This is a genomic window from Microbacterium sp. NPDC077644, assembly GCF_040702785.1.
Lineage (GTDB): Bacteria > Actinomycetota > Actinomycetes > Actinomycetales > Microbacteriaceae > Microbacterium.
Window position 1 is genome coordinate 989,639 of sequence record NZ_JBFBME010000001.1, and the last position, 20,691, is coordinate 1,010,329.

The 20,691-nt window shown below is 69.8% G+C and carries 19 protein-coding genes; 3 read left to right on the plus strand and 16 right to left on the minus strand.

The window, feature by feature from the left end; translation table 11 throughout:
* Position 1: 1 nt before the first annotated feature.
* Genes AB0269_RS04770 through nirB form a run of 5 tightly spaced genes read right to left on the minus strand, consistent with a single transcriptional unit; the run spans position 2 to position 6,011 of the window.
* On the minus strand, positions 2–691 hold the full coding sequence (locus AB0269_RS04770) for a CbiX/SirB N-terminal domain-containing protein (RefSeq protein ID WP_366210110.1): 690 nt from the start codon (positions 689–691) through the stop codon (positions 2–4).
* Positions 688–1,821, minus strand: a complete 1,134-nt coding sequence (locus tag AB0269_RS04775; RefSeq protein ID WP_366210111.1) for a uroporphyrinogen-III synthase — start codon at positions 1,819–1,821, stop codon at positions 688–690. Before AB0269_RS04775 ends, AB0269_RS04770 begins: the two co-directional genes overlap by 4 nt.
* A complete protein-coding gene (gene cobA, locus AB0269_RS04780; RefSeq protein ID WP_366210112.1) occupies positions 1,818–3,056 on the minus strand; it encodes a uroporphyrinogen-III C-methyltransferase in 1,239 nt (412 codons plus the stop codon). Before cobA ends, AB0269_RS04775 begins: the two co-directional genes overlap by 4 nt.
* 1 nt (position 3,057) lies before the next feature.
* A complete protein-coding gene (gene nirD / locus AB0269_RS04785; RefSeq protein ID WP_366210113.1) occupies positions 3,058–3,435 on the minus strand; it encodes a nitrite reductase small subunit NirD in 378 nt (125 codons plus the stop codon).
* Positions 3,432–6,011 (minus strand): nitrite reductase large subunit NirB, encoded by a 2,580-nt coding sequence (gene nirB, locus AB0269_RS04790; RefSeq protein ID WP_366210114.1) that lies wholly within the window; start codon positions 6,009–6,011, stop codon positions 3,432–3,434. Before nirB ends, nirD begins: the two co-directional genes overlap by 4 nt.
* A gap of 224 nt (positions 6,012–6,235) precedes the next feature.
* Here nirB and AB0269_RS04795 point away from each other — a divergent pair, with 224 nt between their 5' ends.
* Both AB0269_RS04795 and AB0269_RS04800 read left to right on the plus strand, forming a co-directional pair.
* Complete coding sequence (locus AB0269_RS04795) at positions 6,236–7,588, plus strand: DUF349 domain-containing protein (protein ID WP_366210115.1); 1,353 nt, start codon at positions 6,236–6,238, stop codon at positions 7,586–7,588.
* Between the two features lie 50 nt (positions 7,589–7,638).
* Positions 7,639–8,205 carry a hypothetical protein gene (locus AB0269_RS04800; RefSeq protein ID WP_366210116.1) on the plus strand — a complete coding sequence of 189 codons (567 nt, stop codon included), beginning with the start codon at positions 7,639–7,641 and terminating at the stop codon, positions 8,203–8,205.
* Here the strand turns inward: AB0269_RS04800 and AB0269_RS04805 are convergent.
* The 11 genes from AB0269_RS04805 to pdxS form a co-directional block, all read right to left on the minus strand.
* Positions 8,184–10,433: a bifunctional (p)ppGpp synthetase/guanosine-3',5'-bis(diphosphate) 3'-pyrophosphohydrolase gene (locus AB0269_RS04805; RefSeq protein ID WP_366210117.1), complete on the minus strand. Its 2,250-nt coding sequence runs from the start codon at positions 10,431–10,433 to the stop codon at positions 8,184–8,186. The genes AB0269_RS04800 and AB0269_RS04805 overlap by 22 nt on opposite strands.
* 68 nt (positions 10,434–10,501) lie before the next feature.
* Complete coding sequence (gene secF / locus AB0269_RS04810) at positions 10,502–11,491, minus strand: protein translocase subunit SecF (RefSeq protein WP_366210118.1); 990 nt, start codon at positions 11,489–11,491, stop codon at positions 10,502–10,504.
* Entirely contained in the window at positions 11,491–13,221 is a 1,731-nt protein-coding gene (gene secD / locus AB0269_RS04815) for a protein translocase subunit SecD (protein WP_366210119.1), read from the minus strand. Before secD ends, secF begins: the two co-directional genes overlap by 1 nt.
* Positions 13,222–13,273: 52 nt before the next feature.
* Positions 13,274–13,675 (minus strand): preprotein translocase subunit YajC, encoded by a 402-nt coding sequence (locus AB0269_RS04820; protein WP_366210120.1) that lies wholly within the window; start codon positions 13,673–13,675, stop codon positions 13,274–13,276.
* Between the two features lie 73 nt (positions 13,676–13,748).
* Entirely contained in the window at positions 13,749–14,789 is a 1,041-nt protein-coding gene (ruvB, locus tag AB0269_RS04825) for a Holliday junction branch migration DNA helicase RuvB (protein WP_227530171.1), read from the minus strand.
* Positions 14,782–15,405 (minus strand): Holliday junction branch migration protein RuvA, encoded by a 624-nt coding sequence (gene ruvA / locus AB0269_RS04830; RefSeq protein WP_366210121.1) that lies wholly within the window; start codon positions 15,403–15,405, stop codon positions 14,782–14,784. Before ruvA ends, ruvB begins: the two co-directional genes overlap by 8 nt.
* A 9-nt stretch (positions 15,406–15,414) precedes the next feature.
* Positions 15,415–15,999 (minus strand): crossover junction endodeoxyribonuclease RuvC, encoded by a 585-nt coding sequence (ruvC, locus tag AB0269_RS04835; RefSeq protein ID WP_366210122.1) that lies wholly within the window; start codon positions 15,997–15,999, stop codon positions 15,415–15,417.
* Between the two features lie 61 nt (positions 16,000–16,060).
* Positions 16,061–16,819 carry a YebC/PmpR family DNA-binding transcriptional regulator gene (locus AB0269_RS04840; RefSeq protein WP_227530694.1) on the minus strand — a complete coding sequence of 253 codons (759 nt, stop codon included), beginning with the start codon at positions 16,817–16,819 and terminating at the stop codon, positions 16,061–16,063.
* Positions 16,820–16,912: 93 nt separating this feature from the next.
* Positions 16,913–17,791 carry a DUF402 domain-containing protein gene (locus AB0269_RS04845; RefSeq protein ID WP_366210123.1) on the minus strand — a complete coding sequence of 293 codons (879 nt, stop codon included), beginning with the start codon at positions 17,789–17,791 and terminating at the stop codon, positions 16,913–16,915.
* A gap of 10 nt (positions 17,792–17,801) precedes the next feature.
* Positions 17,802–18,386 (minus strand): pyridoxal 5'-phosphate synthase glutaminase subunit PdxT, encoded by a 585-nt coding sequence (gene pdxT / locus AB0269_RS04850; RefSeq protein WP_366210124.1) that lies wholly within the window; start codon positions 18,384–18,386, stop codon positions 17,802–17,804.
* Positions 18,376–19,275 (minus strand): pyridoxal 5'-phosphate synthase lyase subunit PdxS, encoded by a 900-nt coding sequence (gene pdxS, locus AB0269_RS04855; RefSeq protein ID WP_366210125.1) that lies wholly within the window; start codon positions 19,273–19,275, stop codon positions 18,376–18,378. The genes pdxT and pdxS overlap by 11 nt, the downstream gene beginning before the upstream one ends.
* A 79-nt stretch (positions 19,276–19,354) precedes the next feature.
* Between pdxS and AB0269_RS04860 the strand changes: the two genes are divergently transcribed.
* On the plus strand, positions 19,355–20,677 hold the full coding sequence (locus AB0269_RS04860) for an aminotransferase class I/II-fold pyridoxal phosphate-dependent enzyme (protein ID WP_366210126.1): 1,323 nt from the start codon (positions 19,355–19,357) through the stop codon (positions 20,675–20,677).
* The last annotated feature ends 14 nt before the right edge of the window (positions 20,678–20,691 follow it).

Below are 20,691 nucleotides of genomic sequence, written 5' to 3' on the forward strand. Positions count from 1 at the left end.
CTCACCGGGGCGCACGAGCGTCGCGGAACCTCTCGACCACGACCGCCGCGATACGGGCGTCGGGGGCGAGCGGCGCGGACACCACGTCGCCGCCGGCCCCGGCGACGAGCCGGGCGAAGAAGCCGGGGGCGAGAACATGACTGGCCACGACGACACGCCGCGCACCCGCGCCGCGTGCGGCTGCGACCGCCTCGCGCACACGCGGAGTGCTGGCAGAGGCGTAGCCGATGCTCACCGGCACAGGCAGCCGGTGGCGCAGCGCCGCCGCGACCTGCGCGACATCCGCTTCAGCGGCGGGATCGGTCGAGCCGGCCGCCGCGAGGACGACGTGGTCCCCCTCTAGCCATCCTCCGGGCACGGCGCTGTGCAAGCGATCGAGGAGCACGTCCACGATGAGCGGGTGGGTGCCCAGCGGGAGCGTTTGGCGGGCGCCGGGATGTGCCTGGACGGCCTGAGCGATGTCGACCCCTGTGTGGTATCCGACGGAGAGCAGCAGGGGGACGACCACGACGTCGTCGGCGATGATCTCGCGCTGGAGCACCTCGGGGATCTGCGGCTCTTCGACGTCGACGACGGTCCCCACGACGCGGATGCCCGGCAGAAGCGAGCGCACGTCGTCGATCACCGCCCGGATCGCCTCCTGCCCCGATGCATCGGCGGTGCCGTGCGAGCACGCGATCAGTGTGGTCATCCGGGTTCCTCCACGGCCAGGCGGTATCCCCGCTTCACCACGGTCTGCACGACGTCCGCGCGGCCCAGCGCTTCGCGCACCCGCGCGACGGCCATCTCGACGGCATGGGAGTTCTGTCCGCCCCGCGGAAGGTGCCCCGCGATCTCATCGCGGGTGAGGACGCGACCGCCGCCGTCGAAGAGCGCGCCGATGAGCCCGGCTCCGGCTCGCGAAAGAGGAATGAAGGCGCCTGACAGCACCACGCCGCCGCTGCGCACCGACAGGACGCCGGCTGCGGTGTGCAGTCGTGGTGCCCCGCCGTCCTCGCCGAAGAAGGCGATCACGCAGCGGGCCAGCGATCCGAGTCGGCCTCGATCCGCAATCACCGTCCGCAGCCGCTCCGCGTGCAACGGCGCAGCGGTGATGGGTCCCACGGCTGCGATGAGGAGCCGCCCGCGCTCGGCACGTGCCCTGATCGCCTCCGTCGCGTCGAGGGCGGCGGCCGTCCGCAGCCATTCGCGCGCCGCCGGCGCCGACGTGAACAGGACGGCGTCGACCTCGCCGATCGCGGCCTGCAGCACCGAACGGCGCACGAGCTCCGGCTCCGGCGGCGGCCCCCAGCGGTAGACCGTGAGCGCGACAACGTCGGCGCCCGCGGCGATCAGCATCGAGTCGAGACCGTCAGATCCGGCACCATGATGCTGGACGGCGACGCGTGCGCCTTGCAGCGGCGTGGTCAGCAGGTACTCCCCGACCTCTGCCGCCGTCTCGGATTCGGCCACCCAGTCCGCGATGAACCCCGCCTGCTGGATCGCGCCGTGCGCTTTGGGCCCGCGCGCGATGAAGACCGCGCCGCTCAGCGCCGAGGTCAGCTGCTCGTCCAGCCCGTGCTCGTGCGCCGCATCGATCCATCCCCGGAAGCCGACGCCCGTGGTCACCACGACGACGTCCGGAGGATGCGCGATGAGCTCCTGGGTACGGCGGATCAGTTCCTCGTCGTCCGCGTTCGGGACGATGCTCAGCGCGGGTGCGCGCTGGACCTGCGCACCGCGCCGCTGCAGTGCGGAAGCCAGGTCGCCGGCACGTCGATCTGCGGCCACGATGATCGTGCATCCCGCCAGGGCTGTGTCGAGGATCCGGCCGGGGGTCACTGCAGGACGCCCCCGACCGCCGGCGCAGACGCGGGCACGAGCAGATCCGCCCGCGCGACATCACCGAACACGATGACCGCGGGATTGCGCACCTGCGCGCGCGCTGCGTCTTCCACGGCCGCTGCGAGCGTCGTGCGCGTCGTGCGCTGGCGCGCCGTGTGGCCGTTCTCGACGATCGCGACCGGCAGATCGGCGCGGATGCCGTGGCGGAGAGCCGCGCTCACCACGCGGGGAATCGCGGCCACGCCCATGAGCATCACGGTCGTGGTCTGAGCATCCCCCAGCGTGTTCAGCGTCGCCGCGGACACCTCGCCGTGGCCGCTCACGACGTGCACGGACGTGGCCGTGCCCCGGTGCGTGACGGGTATCCCTGCGGCCTGAGGCACGGCGATGGCGCTGGAGATGCCCGGGGTCACCTCGACGGTGACACCGGCACGGCGACAGGCGATGACCTCCTCACCGCCGCGGCCGTACACGAACGGATCGCCGCCTTTGAGCCGCACGACGCGCTTGCCCGTCCTGGCGTGCCCGACCAGCAGCGCGTTGATCTCCTCCTGCGGGACGGGGTGATGGTCGGGACGCTTGCCGACGTCGATCACGAGGACCCCCGGGTCGAGCTCGGCGAGCACCTCGGCGGTGGGGCCGAGGCGGTCGGTCACGACGACATCGGCCTCGGCGATGAGGCGTCGCGCGCGGACGGTCATGAGGTCGATCGGCCCTGGGCCTCCCCCGATCAGATCCACGCGACCGCTGAGACCGGGCCGGCGTCTGCGCAGCGGCAGGCTCCCGGCGTCGGCGAGCCCGGCGACCGCATCGCGGACGGCGACGACGCGACGCGGGTCGGCCCCCACTTCGCTCGCGACGGCGATCACGACGTCGCCGGCCGACGTCTGCGCGGTCATGCGCGCGGTGCCGTGGGCGCCGTCGCCGGCGTTGATGCAGAACACGCGGCGCTGCTCGCAGGCGTCCGCGACCTCGCGGTCGACAGCGGGTACCCCTGTGGCGGTGTGCACCAGCCAGGCGTCGTCGATGTCAGCGGGCTCGAACGTCCGCGGCATCCACTCGACCGCGTGCTCGACGACGAGCGCGCGCGTCTGCGGTGCGAGGTCGGGAGCCACCAGCCGCACCAGGGCGCCTTCGGCGAGGAATCCGCCGAGGCGACGTGCCGCGACGGCGCCGCCGCCGACGAGCACGACCCGTCTTCCGGTCAGCGAGAGTCCGAGAATCGTCGTCATGTCAGTTCCCTCCCCGGGACTCGGCCGGCGGAAGCACCAGGACGTCGCCGCCCTCGATCACCACCTGCCAGACCGGCAGATGCTTCGGGTCCTTGCCCTGACTTTCGAGGCATTCGCCCGTGCGCAGGTCGAAGATCTGCTTGTGCATCGGCGAGGCGATCGTCGGCACCGCTCCCCTGGTGCCGACGATGCCGCGCGAGATGACATGGGCTCCGCTGTACGGATCGAGGTTGGACACCGCGTGCACGCCGCCGTCGGCGAGACGGAACAGCGCGACCTGCTCATCGCCGACGAGTGCCGCACTGCCCCGTTCGACCACGAGTTCGTCGATCGTGCACACCCGGACGGCGATGCTGCGGGCCGCCGCGGGGACGCTCATCGCCGCACCGCCAGCGTCGAGCCGGCGATGAGCACATCGCCCGCCGCCCTCTCCTGCGCGGAGGCGGGCCGCACCTGACCGCGCGTGGCCACATAGGCGAGGGAGGGGTCCGGCGTGTCCGCCGCGTTGATGAACGATCGGAAGCGCGCGAGTTTCTCGGGATCGCGGAGGGTCGCCGCCCATTCGTCCTCGTACGCGTCCACGTGCCCGGCCATCGCGCGATCCAGATCGGCGCAGATCCCGAGCGCGTCATCGAAGATCACCGAGCGGAGTCCGTCGAGGCCTCCCTCAAGCTCCTCGCACCACGGCGCGGTCCGCTGCAGCCGGTCCGCCGTTCGGATGTAGTACATGAAGAAGCGGTCGATCGCCCGGATGAGCTCGTCGTCCGAGAGATCGGAGGCGAGCAGCTCGGCGTGGCGGGGCGAGAACCCTCCGTTGCCGCCGACGTACATGTTCCAGCCGTTCTCGGTCGCGATGACGCCGACGTCCTTCGACCGCGCCTCGGCGCACTCGCGCGCGCATCCAGAGACCCCGATCTTGAGCTTGTGCGGAGCCCGCAGGCCGCGATAGCGCAGTTCCAGGTGCACAGCCATGCCGACGGCATCCTGGACGCCGAACCGGCACCATGTCGACCCGACGCAGGACTTCACCGTGCGCAGCGACTTCCCGTAGGCGTGACCGGATTCGAATCCGGCATCCACGAGCCGTCCCCAGATCACCGGCAGCTGCTCCAGCCTCGCGCCGAACATGTCGATGCGCTGTCCGCCGGTGAGCTTGGTGTACAGGCCGAACTCCTCCGCGATCCGTCCGATCGCGACCAGGCCCGCCGGCGTCACCTCTCCCCCGGGCATGCGCGGCACGACCGAGTACGTGCCGTCCTTCTGCATGTTCGCCATGACGTGGTCGTTGGTGTCCTGGAGTGCGGCGTTCTCGCCGTCGAGGACGTGGGCGCCGACGAGGACGGAGAGGATGCTCGCCAGGGCCGGCTTGCACACATCGCAGCCGCGTCCGCGTCCGAAGCGTTCGATGATCGCGCTGAACGTGGTGAGCTCCGAGACCCGCACGGCGTCGAAGAGCTGCCGCCTCGACAGGTCGAAGTGCTCGCACAGCGCCTGCGAGACGTTCTCGCCGAGGGCCGTGAGCTCCCGGCCGACGATCTTCTTCACCATCAGCACGCACGACCCGCACGTCGCTCCGGCCTTCGTGCAGGCCTTGACCGCCCCGGCGTCCCGGCATCCCTCGTCGTGCACGGCCTCGCGGATGCGTCCGGCCGTCACATTCGAGCACGAGCACACGACGGCGTCGTCGGGGAGATCGGCGGTCGGGGCCTCCACCCCGCCCGCGGGCAGGAGGTACGCGGCGGGATCGCCGCCCAGACGCGCCCCGACGAGAGGGCGCAGCGCCCCGTACGCCGACGCATCGCCGATGAGGATCCCGCCCAGGAGCGTCTGGGCGTCGTCCGACAGCACGAGCTTCTTGTACACCCCGGCCACCGGGTCGGCGTAGACGACGTCGAGCGCCTTCGGCGTCTCGGCCATGGCATCGCCGAAGCTGGCCACCTCGACGCCGGACAGCTTGAGCTTGGCGGACTCGTCGTAGCCGGGGAACGCCGCCTCACCGCCGAGGATCCCGGTCGCCGCGACCTCGGCCATCGCGTACCCCGGCGCGACCAGACCCACGCTGCGTCCGTCGAAATTCGCCACCTCGCCGATCGCGAGGATCGAGTCGTCGCTCGTCCGGCATCTCTCGTCGATGACGACACCGCCGAGTGGATGCACATCGAGCAGCGCGTTGCGCGCCAACTCATCGCGCGGGCGGACGCCCACGGTGAACACGACCACGTCGGCGCGCTGGAAGCTGCCGTCCTGGAACTCCAAGGCGGTGACGGCGCCGGATTCGTCCGGGTCCAGTCGCGTGGTGCGGCACTGCGTCCGCACGCCGATGCCCCTGGTCTCGATCAGCCTGCGCAGCATCCCCCCGCCCGCGCCGTCGAGCTGAGCGGACATCAGACGGTCTGAGGACTGGATGACGGTGCAGTCGACGTCGAGGCTCTGCAGAGCTCCCGCGGCTTCGAGTCCCAGCAGCCCTCCTCCGATCACGGCACCGCGCAACGACCGGCCGAGTTCGGCCGAGCGCTCCTGGACGAACCGGCGCAGCGCCTGCACATCGTCGAGGGTGCGGTACACGAAGCATCCGGGAAGATCGGACCCGTCGACGGCCACGCGAGCCGCGTACGAACCGGTGGCGAGAACGAGCGAGTCGTACCCGAGCGTGCGCCGCTCGCGCGTCGTGACCGTCTTCGCCGACGGGTCGATGCGCACGACGCGCTCTCCGGCCAGGAACTCCACGCGCTCATCACGGAGGACCTTCGCGTCGAGCGCGAGCTCGTCGGGCGTCGTTCCGCCGAAGTACGAGGTGAGACCGACGCGGTCGTACGGAGCGCGGCCCTCGTCGCCGATCACCGTCACGTGCAGGGAATCGTCCGCCCGGCTCAGCAGACTCTCCACGAAGCGATGCGCGACCATGCCCGCGCCCACCACGATGATCCGCGTGATGCTCTCTGTCCGGTCGCTCATGCCGCCTCCTGCCGTCGGTGATGACCAGACACTACGAGCGCGATGTTTCGGGGAAGTCGCGGCGGCTGTTACGCGCGTCGAAAGTTCTCCTCACAAACGTGTAACGGTGTTGTGAGGAGGCGGAGGACTCCGGTGCGCTCGCTGTCGGATGCGAGGCGCGCGCATACTAGGCTGAACGAAGTCCTTTCCACCCTCACGCGGGCTGACCGCGCAAGGAGCACATCGTGTCTGCAGACGAGACCCCGAAGCCGACCCCGCCCGTCCCCGCGCCCCCGCGCGTGCCGATGCCCCCGCGCACTCCGGCGCCGGCGGCTGCGCCTGCCGCACCGGCATCTCCTGTCGCGGCCGCCGACTCCGCCGACTGGGGTCGTGTCACCGAGGACGGAACCGTCGAGGTCCGCGAGGGCGACGACTGGCGCGTCGTCGGCCAGTACCCGGACGGAACGCACGAGGAGGCGCTCGCCTACTACGTGCGCAAGTTCGACGACCTGGCCTTCAAGGTGCACACGCTCGAGCAGCGTCACCAGTCCGGAGGCGCATCCGCGAGCGACCTGACCTCGCAGGCTCAGAAGCTCGTCACCGAGATCACCGGTGCTGCGGCGGTCGGCGATCTCGCCTCGCTGCACGCACGACTGACCGGGCTCACCGAGACACTCTCCGAGGCCCGCGAGGCCGAGGCCCGCGAGGCCAAGGAGCTCGTCGACAAGGCGATCGCCGACCGCACGGTCGTCGTCGAGGCCATCGAGGCCATCGCCGCGCGCGACCTCGGCAAGGTGCAGTGGAAGCAGGTGACCGAAGAGGTGAGCGCACTCTTCGACACCTGGCAGTCCCAGCAGCAGAACGGGCCGCGGCTGCCCAAGGGGATCTCGCAGCAGCTCTGGAAACGGTTCCGCGATGCGCGCGCCGTGGTCGACAAGGGCCGTCGCGCGTTCTACGCCGAACTCGACGAGACCCACAAGGCCGCCCGCGATCGCAAGAACGCCCTGATCGAGCGGGCCGAGGCGCTCGCTCCCAAGGGCGTCGACGGCATCCCCGCGTACCGCGCGCTTCTGGATGACTGGAAGGCCGCCGGTCGCGCAGGTCGCAAGGCCGACGACGCGCTGTGGGCTCGGTTCAAGGCCGCCGGTGACGCGCTCTACGCCGCGCGCGCCGAGCAGTCCGCCGCGGAGGAGGCCGAGTCGGCGCCGAAGATCGAGGCGCGCAAGGCGCTCCTCGAAGAGGCGAAGGCCGTCGCCGACGAGGCGAACATCAAGCAGGCGCGAGCGCTGCTGACGCGGATCCAGCGTCAGTGGGACGAGGTCGGCCGCATCTTCCCACGCGAGCAGGAGCGTGCGCTCGACGACAAGCTCCGCGTCATCGAGCAGGCGCTCAAGTCGCGCGAAGAGGTCGACTGGAAGCGCAACAACCCCGAGACCAAGGCACGCGCGAACGACATGAGCCAGCAGCTCCAGGACGCGATCGAGAAGCTCGAGTCCGAGCTCGCCGCAGCCGAGAAGTCGGGGAACAAGAAGGCTGCCAAGGAGGCCGCAGACGCCCTCGAGGCGCGTCGCGCCTGGCTGAACGCCCTCGGCGGCTGAGCTTATCCACAGACGCCCCGGGGCGAGGACCCGCCGGGCACACTGAGAGTGTGCATCCGACGTTGTTCTACCGCCCCGGGGCGCTGCTGTCCGCCTCGGAGCTCAGCGCCGCGCGCATCGACGGCGTGCTGATCGAGGTCGGTGAGGGCTACATGCCCCCGGACGTCCCCGAGGACGCCGCCGCGCGCGCCGCGTCCCTGCTCCCCGTCCTCGCAGACGGATACGCGCTGTGCGGCCCGACAGCCGCCTGGGTGCACGGGGTCGGCGACGCTCCCCCGTCGTGCCACCACCTGCAGCGCATCGTCGAGCGACGGCGGCGCGTCACCGGTGAGCGCACGGTGATCCTGCACGAGCGCAGGATCGAGGCATCCGACATCCAGTGCCTCGGCGGCGTGCCGGTGACGACGCCCGTGCGCACCCTCACCGACCTCGTGCTCGGCTCCGACGCGCCGCACTCCGAATGGATGCGCGGGCTGGCAGCGCTGTCGCCGGGGCTCGTCGGTCAGGTGCGAGAGCTCATCGCCGCACGGCATCGGATGCCGGGCAAGCGCGCCGCGCTGCACCGACTGGCCGCACTCGCAGAGCAGCCGCCGGGCTACGAGGACGTCACGCGATAGACGTCGTAGACCGCGTCGATGCGGCGGACCGCGTTGAGCACCCGATCGAGGTGCACGGAGTCGCCCATTTCGAAGACGAACCGGCTGATCGCGAGACGGTCGTCGTTCGTGTTGACGGTGGCGGAGAGGATGTTCACATGATGCTCGCTGAGCACCCGCGTCACATCCGAGAGGAGCCCCGAGCGGTCCAGCGCCTCGACCTGGATCTGCACGCGGAACACGCTCTTGGTCGTCGGCGCCCACTCGACCTCGATGAAGCGCTGCTCCTGGTCGCCGAGGGCCTTGACATTCACGCAGTCCGCACGGTGGACCGAGACGCCGCTGCCGCGCGTCACGAACCCCACGATGGGGTCGCCGGGCACGGGCGTGCAGCACTTGGCGAGCTTGACGAGGATGTCGGCCGCCCCGCGGACGAGGATGCCGGAGTCACCGGCGCGCGGCACATGCGTGCGCGGCTGCGTCGGCAGGTCGATCGCGCCGGTGCTCGTGTCGTTCGCGGCGACCAGCGCGGTGACCTTCTCGAGCACGGACTGGGTCGACACGTGCCCTTCGCCGACCGCCGCGTACAGCGCCGAGACGTCCTCGTAGCGCAACTGGTGCGCGACATCCGCGAAGGAGTCCTGGCTCATCATGCGCTGCAGGGGAAGGTTCTGACGGCGCATGGCGCGCGCGATCGACTCCTTGCCCTGCTCGATCGCCTCTTCGCGGCGCTCCTTGGTGAACCAGCCCTTGATCTTGTTGCGCGCCCTCGTGCTCTTGACGAAGGTGAGCCAGTCCTGACTGGGTCCGGCATCGGGGTTCTTCGACGTGAACACCTCGACGACGTCTCCAGTGCGCACCTCGGTCTCGAGCGGCACCAGGCGCCCGTTGACCTTCGCGCCCATGGTGCGGTGGCCGATCTCGGTGTGCACGGCATAGGCGAAGTCGACGGTCGTGGCCCCCGCCGGCAGGCCGATCACGCGCCCCTTCGGGGTGAAGACGTAGACCTCCTTCGCGCCGATCTCGAACCGCAGCGAGTCGAGGAACTCGCTGGGATCGGCCGTCTCGGCCTGCCAGTCCGAGATGTGCGCGAGCCAGGTCATGTCGGTGTCGGTCGGACCGTCGACGGGCTTGCCGCCGGCCATCCGCTCCTTGTACATCCAGTGCGCCGCGACGCCGAACTCGGCCTGCTGATGCATCTCGTGCGTGCGGATCTGGATCTCGACCGTCCGCCCGCTCGGCCCGATCACGGTCGTGTGCAGCGACTGGTAGAGGTTGAACTTCGGCGTGGCGATGTAGTCCTTGAACCGGCCGGGCAGCGGCGTCCATCGCGCGTGGATGGCACCGAGGACCGCGTAGCAGTCCCGGACCGAGTTCACGATCACGCGGATGCCGATGAGGTCGTAGATGTCGTCGAACTCGCGGCCCCGGATGACCATCTTCTGGTACACCGAGTACAGCTGCTTGGGGCGGCCGCCGACCTTGCCGCGGATGCGCAGGTCGTGCAGATCCTCATTGATCGACTCGATGACCTGCTTCAGGTACTTCTCGCGCTGCGGCGTGCGCTGTGCGATGAGGCTGTTGATCTCGGCGTAGATCTTCGGGTGCAGGACCGCGAAGGAGAGGTCCTCCAGCTCCGATTTGATCGCCTGGATGCCGAGTCGATTGGCCAGCGGCGCGTAGATCTCGAGCGTCTCGCGGGCCTTCGGCTCGGCCTTCTCGGGCGGCACGAACCCCCACGTGCGGGCGTTGTGCAGCCGGTCGGCGAGTTTGATGAGCAGGACGCGGATGTCCTTGGACATCGCGACGATCATCTTGCGGACCGTCTCGGCCTGCGCGCTCTCGCCGTACTTGACCTTGTCGAGCTTGGTCACCCCGTCGACGAGCATGGCGACCTCGTCGCCGAACTCGTCGCTGAGCTCCGAGAGCGCGTAGCCCGTGTCCTCGACCGTGTCGTGCAGGAGCGCCGCGGCGATCGCGCGGGGGCCGAGCCCCATCTCGGCGAGGATCTGCGCGACTGCGAGCGGATGCGTGATGTAGGGCTCGCCGCTGCGGCGCTTCTGCCCCTCGTGCTTGTCCTTGGCGACCTGGTAGGCGCGCTCGATGATCGCGAGGTCGCCCTTGGGGTGGTTCACCCGGACAGAGCGGATGAGGTTGTCGAGGTCGTTGATGCGGGGGGCGCGCGAGAAGATGCGGGGTACGAGTCGTCTCAGGCTCGATCCCTGCGTCTGTGCGGTCGCCTCCGCCATCCATTCACCTCCGGGTCAGATCATCCTACGCGCACGGACGGGGCCTCAGCCGCGCCCCTGGCGCGGCCTCAGGCGCCGACGGCCGCACGCTCGCGCAGCTCGAGAACGCGACGGTCGCGCTCGACGATCTGCGGCTCGCGTTCGCGGAACAGCGAGTACAGCGGCGCCGCGACGAACAGCGTCGAGTAGGTCGCCACCAGGATGCCGACGAAGATCGACAGCGAGATGTCGGTGAGGGTCTCGGCGCCCAGCCAGAACGACCCGATGAACAGGATCGCGCCGACCGGAAGGGCTGCGACGATCGATGTGTTGATCGAACGCACCAGCGTCTGGTTCACGGCGAGGTTGACGGATTCGCCGAACGTCCGGGCGGAGTTCTCCCCGTCTTCCGTCGTGTTCTCCCTCACCTTGTCGAAGACGACGGTGGTGTCGTACAGGGAGTACGCGAGGATCGTCAGGAATCCGATCACAGCAGCCGGCGAGATCTCGAATCCGGCAAGGGCGTACACGCCGATGGTGATGACGAGCACGTCGAGCAGACCGAGGATGGCCGCGACGGACATCTTCCAGGTGCGGAAGTAGATCGCGAGGATCAGGAAGGTCAGTGCGAGGAAGATCGCCAGGCCCCACAGCGACTGCCGGGTGACGTTCTCTCCCCACACCGGGCCGATGAACGACGAGGTGACCTCGTCGGCGGGCACGTCGTAAGCCTCGGCGAGGGCGGCGGCGACCGCCTGCGTCTGCTCCGGCGTCATCTGCGAGGTCTGCACGCGCACATCCGTGCCGTTGACGATCGCGACCTTCGCCGCGGCCTCCGCGACGACGGATTCGACGGCTCCGGCCGCGACGGACTGGTCCGTGGACTCCGGCCCGACCACGGTGAACTGCGAACCGCCGGTGAACTCGATGGAGAACTGGACAGGACGCAGCAGCGGGACGAGGGCCGATGCGAGCACCAGCGCGATCGCGATGATGAACCACAGGCGGCGCTTCGCGACGAACGGGAAGGACGTCTTGCCCGTGTAGAGGTTGTTGCCGAACTCATTCATGGAGGCCATCAGCGCTCTCCCTCGCTTCCGGCGTCGGTGGATCTGTCGCCCGCGAGCGCCTCGGCCCGCTTGCGCTCGGCAATCGTCTGGCGGCGCTCCGCCTCGCCTCGCGAACGCGTGTTCCTGGCTGCTCGTCCGCCCTTCGCCGGCGTGATCTGCCGGAACTGCGAGCGGGTGTGGTACACGGCGCCGAGCGCGTCGGGGTCGAGCCCCGAGAGCTTGTGGCCACCGCCGAAGAATTTCGTCCTGGCGAGGATCTGCATCACCGGGTGCGTGAAGATCACGAAGATGAAGACGTCGATCAGCGTGGTCAGTCCGAGGGTGAACGCGAAGCCCTTCACCGTGGAGTCGGCGAGGATGTAGAGCACCACGGCGGCGAGGATGTTGATCGACTTCGAGATGTAGATCGTCCGCTTCGCACGGCCCCAGCCGTCCTCGACCGCGCCGGTGATGGACTTCCCGTCGCGCAGCTCGTCGCGTATGCGCTCGAAGTACACGATGAAGGAGTCCGCAGTGAATCCGATCGACACGATCAGGCCGGCGACGCCCGCGAGCGACAGGCGGAAGCCCATCCGCCACGCAAGGATGCAGATGATGATGTACGTCAGCACGCCCATCACGGCGATCGAGGCGATGATCACGGTGCCGAGGGCCCGGTAGCTGATCAGCGAGTAGACCGCGACGAGCGCAAGACCGATGAGGCCGGCGATGAGGCCGACCTGCAGCTGCTGGCTGCCGAGGGTGGCCGAGACGGTGTCGGAGCTCTCGGTGGTGAAGCTCAGCGGCAGCGCGCCGTACTTGAGCTGGTCGGCGAGCGTCTGCGCGGTCTCCTGCGTGAACGACCCAGAGATGCTGGGGCGGCCGTCGAGGATCTGCGCGTTCATCTGCGGCGCGGAGATGACCTTGCCGTCGAGGACGAAGGCGAACTGGTCGCGCGGGCTGAGCCCGTCGAGCTGGTTCTGGTACAGGCGCTGGCTGATCTCGCCGAAGACCTCGGTGCCGTGGCCGTTGAGGCTCAGGTTCACGGTCCAGGCGCCGGACTGCTGGTCGCGGCCGCTCGTGGCGTCGTCGATCGCGTCACCGGTGAGTTCGGTCGGTCCGAGGATGTACTTGACGGGCTGCTCGGCGTCGCACGTGATCAGGGGCTGATCGGCCGGAGCCCCGGAGGGGTCGTTCTCGGGATCGGCGCAGTCGTAGGCGAGGAATTCGGCCTGCAGCTTCGGCGTGATCCACGACGTGTCGCTGCCGTCGGTCGGCTCGGCCGTCGGCGTGGCCTCGAGCGTGGGGTCGGGCGTCGGGTACGGCGTCTCGTTGCCGTCCTCGCCGACGAACTGCGTGGCCGGGTCGCCCGCGTAGAGCACGGAGCGGAACTCCAGCTGCGCGCTGGCCTGGATGCGCGCCCGCGTCTCGTCGTCGGCGACCCCCGGGATCTGGACGACGATGTTGCGGCCGCCCTCGGTGGTGATGTCGGCCTCGGCGACACCCGACGCGTCCACGCGCTGGCGGATGATCGACACCGCCTGAGCGAGCTGCTCCGGCGTCGGGTCTGCGCCGTCCTCGGTCACGGCGCTGAGGACGATCTGCGTTCCGCCCTGCAGGTCGAGGGCGAGTTCAGGCGTCCAGGAGCTCTTCTGGAAGCCGTACACCCCCAGCGCATTGATGCCGAACAGGGCGGCCGTCACGAGGAGCAGACCGAGGAGCACCTTCCACGCATGGCGGACAGGAGAGGATGAGGCCACGTACGTTCAGCTTTCTGAGAGTCCGATCGAACCGAGTCGGTGCAGCGCGGGACTACTTGCCGTCGGAGTCGCGGTCGAGGCGGGCGCGCGTCTCCTCCGGAGTCTCGAGCGCGACCTCGGGTGCGGTCTCCTCGACGACGGCGTCGTGCGACGAGGCCGCGAGGTCGGCGTCCGCGACGGTGTCGGTCGGCTCGACGACGCGGAGGATCGCCTGGCTGTGCACCTCGATCACTGTGCCGGGCGCGATCTGGACGAGCGCCGGGGAGTCGAGGTCGTCGTGGTCGTAGGCGACGATCGTTCCATAGAGACCGCCCTGCAGCAGCACCTTGGCGCCGGGGACGGTCTTGGTCGCCTTCTCCTCCTGCTCGGCCTTCATCTGCTTCTGACGCTTGCGCGTGTTGAAGAACATGAAGACGAGAAGAACGGCGAGGAGGCCGAAGAGGACGATTTCCATCAGGCGGAGCCTTTCACAGTGCGCACGCCGACGATGGACGCGCTGAGGGTTCGGGGGGTGAAGTCTTCAGCGATTATAGGTCATCGAACAATGCGGCCCCGTCGGGGTGCGGGAGCCCGAGGTGCCGGTAGGCGTCGGGCATCGCGACGCGTCCGCGCGGCGTGCGGCCGAGGAACCCGATGCGGACGAGATACGGCTCGACGACGCTCTCGACGGTCTCCGCCTCTTCGCCGACGGCGACGGCGAGTGTGCTCAGGCCCACCGGGCCGCCGCGGAACCGGCGCACCAGGATGTCGAGGACGGCGCGGTCGAGGCGGTCGAGGCCGATGGGGTCCACATCGTAGAGCTCGAGGGCCGCGTTGACATCGGCCACCGCGGCGCTTCCCTGCGCTCCGTGCACCAGCGCGTAGTCGCGCACGCGTCGGAGCAGCCGGTTCGCGATCCGGGGCGTCCCGCGCGAGCGTCGCGCGATCTCGTGACGCGCATCGTCGGGGAGTTCGACGCCGAGCACGCGCGAGGAGCGGTGGATCACCTTCTCGAGATCCGTGTCCTCGTAGAACTCCAGGTGGCCGGTGAACCCGAACCGGTCGCGGAGCGGATTCGGGAGGAGCCCGGAGCGCGTCGTCGCGCCGACGAGAGTGAAGGGCGCGAGATCCAGCGGAATGCTGGTGGCACCGGCGCCCTTGCCGACCATGATGTCGATGCGGAAGTCCTCCATGGCGAGGTAGAGCATCTCCTCCGCGGAGCGCGCCATGCGGTGGATCTCGTCGATGAACAGCACCTCGCCGGGCACGAGGCTCGACAGCAGGGCGGCGAGGTCGCCCGCGTGCTGGATCGCCGGTCCGCTCGACAGCCGCAGCGGTCGCTCGCTCTCGTGTGCCACGATCATCGCGAGCGTCGTCTTGCCGAGGCCCGGAGGCCCTGCGAGCAGGATGTGGTCGGGCGGTCGGTTCTGGATGCGGGCAGCGTCCAGGAGCAGCTGCAGCTGCCCGCGCACCTTGGGCTGGCCGACGAACTCGCCCAGGCTCGCGGGGCGCAGCGCGCCCTCGATCGCGAGCTCGGTCTCGTCGATGGCCTCGGCGGGATTGCGCCCGCCCTCGTACTCGTCAGCCACGTGCCCCGCCCGTCTTCGCAGGCCCCAGGGCGGCCAGAGTCTGCCGCAGCAGCGCGGGCACCGAGGCGCGGTCGGCGTCGCTCGCGGCATCCGCGGTCTCTGCGGCCGCGTCCGTGGCCACCTTCTCCGACCAGCCCAGCCCGACCAGGGCCGCGGTGACCTGAGCGATCACGGCGTCCGCCGCAGGGCCCGAGCGGCCCGCGGGCGTCGCCGTCGGCGGCTGCAGCTTGCCGGCGAGCTGCACGACGATGAGCTTCGCCGTCTTGGGGCCGATGCCCGACACCCTCCGGAACGGGGCGTCGTCGTCATCGGCGACCGCAGCGGCGATCTGATCGACCGTGAGGTGGCCGAGGACGCCGAGTGCGGACTTCGGGCCGACACCGGTGACGCTGAGCAACTGGGTGAACACGTCGAGCTCTGCGCGCTCTGTGAAGCCGAACAGCGTGAGCGCGTCCTCGCGCACGATCAGACTCGTGTGCAGTCGCAGCTCGGAACCCGCGCGCGCCGTGTGCGCCACGTCGCCGGGCACGAACACGAAGAAGCCCACGCCGCCGACCTCGACGATCACATGGTCGGCACCGGTGGACAGCACGGTGCCGCGCAGGGAGGAGATCATTCCCCCACCCTACGTCGTGGATCGTATGTATGTTCGAGCGACACGCTCCGCCTCGGCCCAGGCACGCTGCGCGGGGGTCTGGGCGCCGCCGTCCTGCCGCGTGTCCGCTCCGCGGCGCCAGGCGTGGCACAGGGCGATCGCGAGAGCATCGGCGGCGTCGGCGGGCTGCGGCGGAGCATCCAGCCGCAGGATGCGGGCGATCATCGCCTGCACCTGCTTCTTGTCGGCCGAACCGTAACCGGTCACGGCCGCCTTGACCTCGCTGGGCGTGTGGGTCGCCGCGGGCAGGCCCGCCTCTGCCGCCAGCAGCAGGGCCACGCCGCTCGCCTGGGCCGTTCCCATGACAGTGTGGCTGTTGTGCTGCGCGAAGACACGCTCGACGGCGACGGCGTCCGGCGCGTGCTCGACGAGGACGGAGCGGATGCCCTCGGCCACGGCGGCCAGCCGCTCTCCGATCGGCGCGTCGACGGGCGTGCGGATCACGCCGACGTGCACGAGGTCGGCGCGCCGGGATCGATCCACGTCGACGATGCCGACGCCGCACCGGGTCAGGCCGGGGTCGATCCCGAGCACCCGAAGAGAAGAAGCCGCCACTCCCCCAGGCTATGCGCGCGGGGGGCGGCGGCTTCGCAGACTCGCAGGTGTCGGGTGCGACTTACTCGTCGTCCTCGAGCTCGGCCTGGACCTCGGCCGACAGGTCGAAGTTGCTGAAGACGTTCTGCACGTCCTCGCTGTCCTCGAGGGCGTCGATGAGACGGAAGACCTTGCGCGCGGTGTCGGCGTCGATCTCGACCTTGAGGTTGGGCACGAACTCCACATCTGCGGAGTTGTAGTCGATGCCGGCGTCCACGAGCGCCGAGCGCACCGCGACCACGGAGGAGGCGTCGGTGATGACCTCGAACCCGTCGGCGTGGGGCTCGATCTCCTCGGCGCCCGCCTCGAGCGCCGCCATCATGACGTCGTCCTCGGTGGTTCCCTCGCCGCTCACGACGATGACGCCCTTGCGCTCGAAGTTGTAGGCCACGCTGCCGGGGTCCGCGAGGTTGCCGCCGTTGCGGCTGAGAGCCGTGCGCACCTCGGCAGCAGCACGGTTCTTGTTGTCGGTCAGACACTCGATCATGAGCGCCACGCCGTTCGGGCCGTAGCCTTCGTACATGATCGAGGTGTACTCGACGGCCTCTCCGCCGATACCGGCGCCGCGCTTGATCGCGCGGTCGATGTTGTCCTTCGGGACAGAGGTCTTCTTCGCCTTGAGCACCGCGTCGTAGAGCGTCGGGTTGCCCGCCAGGTCAGCGCCGCCGAGCTTCGCGGCGACTTCGATGTTTTTGATGAGCTTGGCCCACGACTTCGCACGGCGCGCGTCGATGACGGCCTTCTTGTGCTTGGTCGTCGCCCATTTGGAGTGCCCGGACATATGTCTCCGCTCGTCGAATCCGCCCGAGGCGTCGCCAAGGGCATCGTCCATTCTAACGAACGGCACCGCCCGGGCGTGCGCCGCCCGCCCGCGTCACCCCTCGAGGCTGGTGCGTCCTGTGCGCGCGCGTGCCGCCCGCATGGCCTCGATGTCCGGCAGCGGCACCGGCGCATCCATCGCGGCATCCGTCATCCAGCGATCCCAGCCCTCGTCGAGCGGCCACCCTCCGTCGGCGATGAATTCGCGCGAGGCATGGTCGGCGATGGCCCGGATCGCCTCCGCCTGCTCCGCCGTGAACCGCCCCTGGACGACCACCTCATCGAGCTCGTCGGCATCCTTGAGCCACATGTCCTCCGAGCCTGCGTGCTCTGCGTCGATCCAGACATCCAGCACGAGGTCGCGCGTGAAGATCGCAGGCGCCTCTCCCCCGATCCGGCGGTGCGGCAGTTCAAGATTCACGTAGGCGCCGTCCGGCGTGCCGTCGGCGCGGCGGAAGAACCACACCGACCACGGCCGTCCTGCAGGCGCGACGCGCACGACGCCGGGCCCGCGCCACCGGTTCTGCGTCATCACCCACGGCGCGCGGAATCGCTCAGCCAGCGGGACGTCGCGGTGGCGGCGGCCATCCGCCGGCGCAGGCTCCAGGCGTGCCGATCCGGAGGGGATCCAGACCACCAGCCCTCTGGCATCGTCGCGGACGACGCGCACTGCTTCGATGTGACGCCCGTAGCGCCACAGTATCTCCTGACCCAGCGCGAACCGCGGCACGTCGTCGCCCGCGGAGAGGACGGCTGCCTCGAACGCGGGGTCGTCGTGCGCCGGTCCCTGCTCCGCCTCCCCGAGAACCGCCACGGCCTCAGCCAGCGGCATGCCGTGCGCCGCGATCCGCTGCCATCCGTCGCCTCGTCGGCCGATCAGCTCGACGCTGCCGCCGCTCGCACTGACATCCGTGGATCCGATCGGCAGGCGCATGGGTCACACGCTACAGGGCGGCGAGCAGTCTCCTGTGGAAGCGATCCTCGCCGCTGATCTCGGGATGGAAGCTCAGCCCGATGAGACCGCCCTGCTCCACGCCGACGATGCGTCCGTCCGGGAGCGAGGCGAGGACAGAGGCCGAACCGCCCACCGTTTCGATCACGGGACCGCGGATGAAGGCGGCGCGCACGGGATCGCCCTCGATGCCGGACGTGACGAGCTCCGCCTCGAAGGAGTCGACCTGCCGCCCGAAGGCATTGCGTCGGACGACGGCGTCGAGCCCGCCGAACGACTCCTGCCCGTCGATCGCATCGATCACGGTGTCCGCGAGCATGATGAGTCCGGCGCACGTGCCGAGCATCGGCATGCCGTCCGCGATGGCCGCGCGGATCGGGCCTCGGAGCCCGAACGTGCGCGACAGCTTGTCGATCACGGTCGATTCACCGCCGGGGATGACGAGCGCCTGCACACGATCGAGCTCTTCCGGGCGCCGGACGCGCAGAGTGTCGGCTCCGAGCGCCTGCAGGACGTGCTCGTGCTCTCGCACGTCGCCCTGCAGGGCCAGGATGCCGACGCGCGGACTACCAGCCACGCTCGGCGAGGCGGTGCGGGGCCGGCAGGTCCGACACGTTGATGCCGACCATGGCTTCGCCGAGGCCCCGCGAGACGTCCGCGATCACCTTGGCGTCGTCGTAGAAGGTCGTCGCCTTGACGATCGCGGCGGCGCGCGCGGCGGGGTTGCCGGACTTGAAGATGCCCGAGCCGACGAACACGCCATCCGCACCGAGCTGCATCATCATCGCGGCATCCGCGGGGGTCGCCACGCCGCCGGCGACGAACAGCACGACGGGGAGCTCGCCGGTCTCGGCGATCTCGGCGACGAGCTCGTACGGCGCCTGCAGATCCTTGGCGGCGACGTAGAGCTCGTCCTTGGACAGTGCGCCGAGGGCCGCGATCTCGCCGCGGATCTTGCGGATGTGCTTCATCGCCTCCGAGACGTCGCCGGTGCCCGCCTCGCCCTTGGAGCGGATCATCGCCGCCCCCTCGTTGATGCGCCGCAGCGCCTCGCCGAGGTTCGTGGCGCCGCACACGAACGGCACGGTGAAGTCGTACTTGTCGATGTGGTTGACGTAGTCGGCGGGCGAGAGCACCTCGGACTCGTCGATGTAGTCGACGCCGAGCTCCTGCAGCACCTGCGCTTCGACGAAGTGCCCGATGCGCGCCTTCGCCATCACGGGGATGGAGACGGCGTCGATGATGCTGTCGATCATGTCGGGGTCGCTCATGCGCGAGACCCCGCCCTGTGCACGGATGTCGGCGGGCACGCGCTCGAGGGCCATCACCGCGACGGCTCCCGCGTCCTCGGCGATCTTCGCCTGCTCGGCGGTGACGACGTCCATGATCACGCCGCCCTTGAGCATCTCGGCGAGTCCGCGCTTGACGCGGGCCGACCCGGTGGTGGTGTTCTGCTCTGCGGCCATGGTGGATCCCTTCGTGCATCCAAACGTGCTTTTGATCTATGCCAAAAGATACCACCGCGCGACCGCACCCTAGACTCGGATGACGGGAGGTGTCGTGAACGAGCAGATCACCGGGCGAACGGCCAGCGAGATCGCCACCAGCGTGCGCGAGATGCGGGAACGCGGCGTGCTCTCCCCCGGCACGGTGCTGCCACCGGTCCGCGAGCTCGCGGCTCGCCTCGGCGTCAACCGCAACACCACGGTCGCCGCCTACCGTCAGCTCTCGCAGGCCGGGCTCGTCGTCACCCGCGGCCGCGCAGGGACCATGCTCGTCGAGCACGACGCCGTGGCGCAGGAGGGATATGCGCAGGACACCGTGCTGCGCGACGTCGGAACCGGCAACCCGGACCCCGCTCTCATCCCCGATCCGTCGAACGTGCTCAGTCGTGTGCTCGGCCGCCCCGTCCTCTACGGCGAGCCCGTCATCGATCCGTCGCTCGACGCGTGGGCGCGCGAGTGGGTCGCCCCCGACCTCCAGGCGCCGGATTTCCGCGTGACGATCACGAGCGGAGCGGTGGATGCCGTCGAGCGCCTGCTCGCGCAGGCTCTGATGCGCGACGACGCGGTCGCGCTGGAGGACCCGTGCTTCCTCGCCAGCATCCACACGGTTCGTCTGGGCGGTTACCGCGCCGTGCCCGTGCCCGTCGACGACGAGGGCATGACCGTCGACGGGCTGCGCGCGGCGCTCGATGCCGGAGTGCGGGCCGTCATCTCCACACCGCGCGCTCAGAACCCGACCGGTGTCAGTCTCTCCCCCGAACGGGCTGCTGCTCTGCGCGCACTGCTCTCGGAGCATCCGTATGTCCTGATCATCGAGGACGACCACTTCTCGATGCTGTCCGAGCGGCCGTACGAGAGCCTGATCGGCCCGGAGCACCGACGGTTCGCGCTGCTGCGATCGGTGTCGAAGTTCCTCGGGCCCGACATGTGCCTGGCGATCGCGGCGACCGATCCCGAGACGGCTGAGCGCCTCGCGATGCGCCTCAGCCCCGGCACCACGTGGGTGAGTCATCTGCTGCAGAGGTTGACGATCGGCATGCTGACCGACGAGACGTCCGCCGCGACCATCCGCGAGGCCCGCGCCCACTACGCGGAACGCAACCGCGCGTTCGCGGCCCGCCTCCGAGACCACGGAATCGACGCCGAGTACGTCGACGGCATGAATCTGTGGGTGGGGCTTCCGCGTCCGGCCCGCGCTGTCTCGGAGCAGCTGATGCGTCGCGGATGGCTGGCGCGCACCGGCGACGAGTTCCTTCTCGACGAGGGCGCAGGCCCCTCCCATCACATGCGTCTCACCGTTCATGCACTGAGCGATGAGGACGCCGAACAGCTGGCGGCAGACATCAGCGGCGCTGTGCGGTGATCATGCGGCGCGGG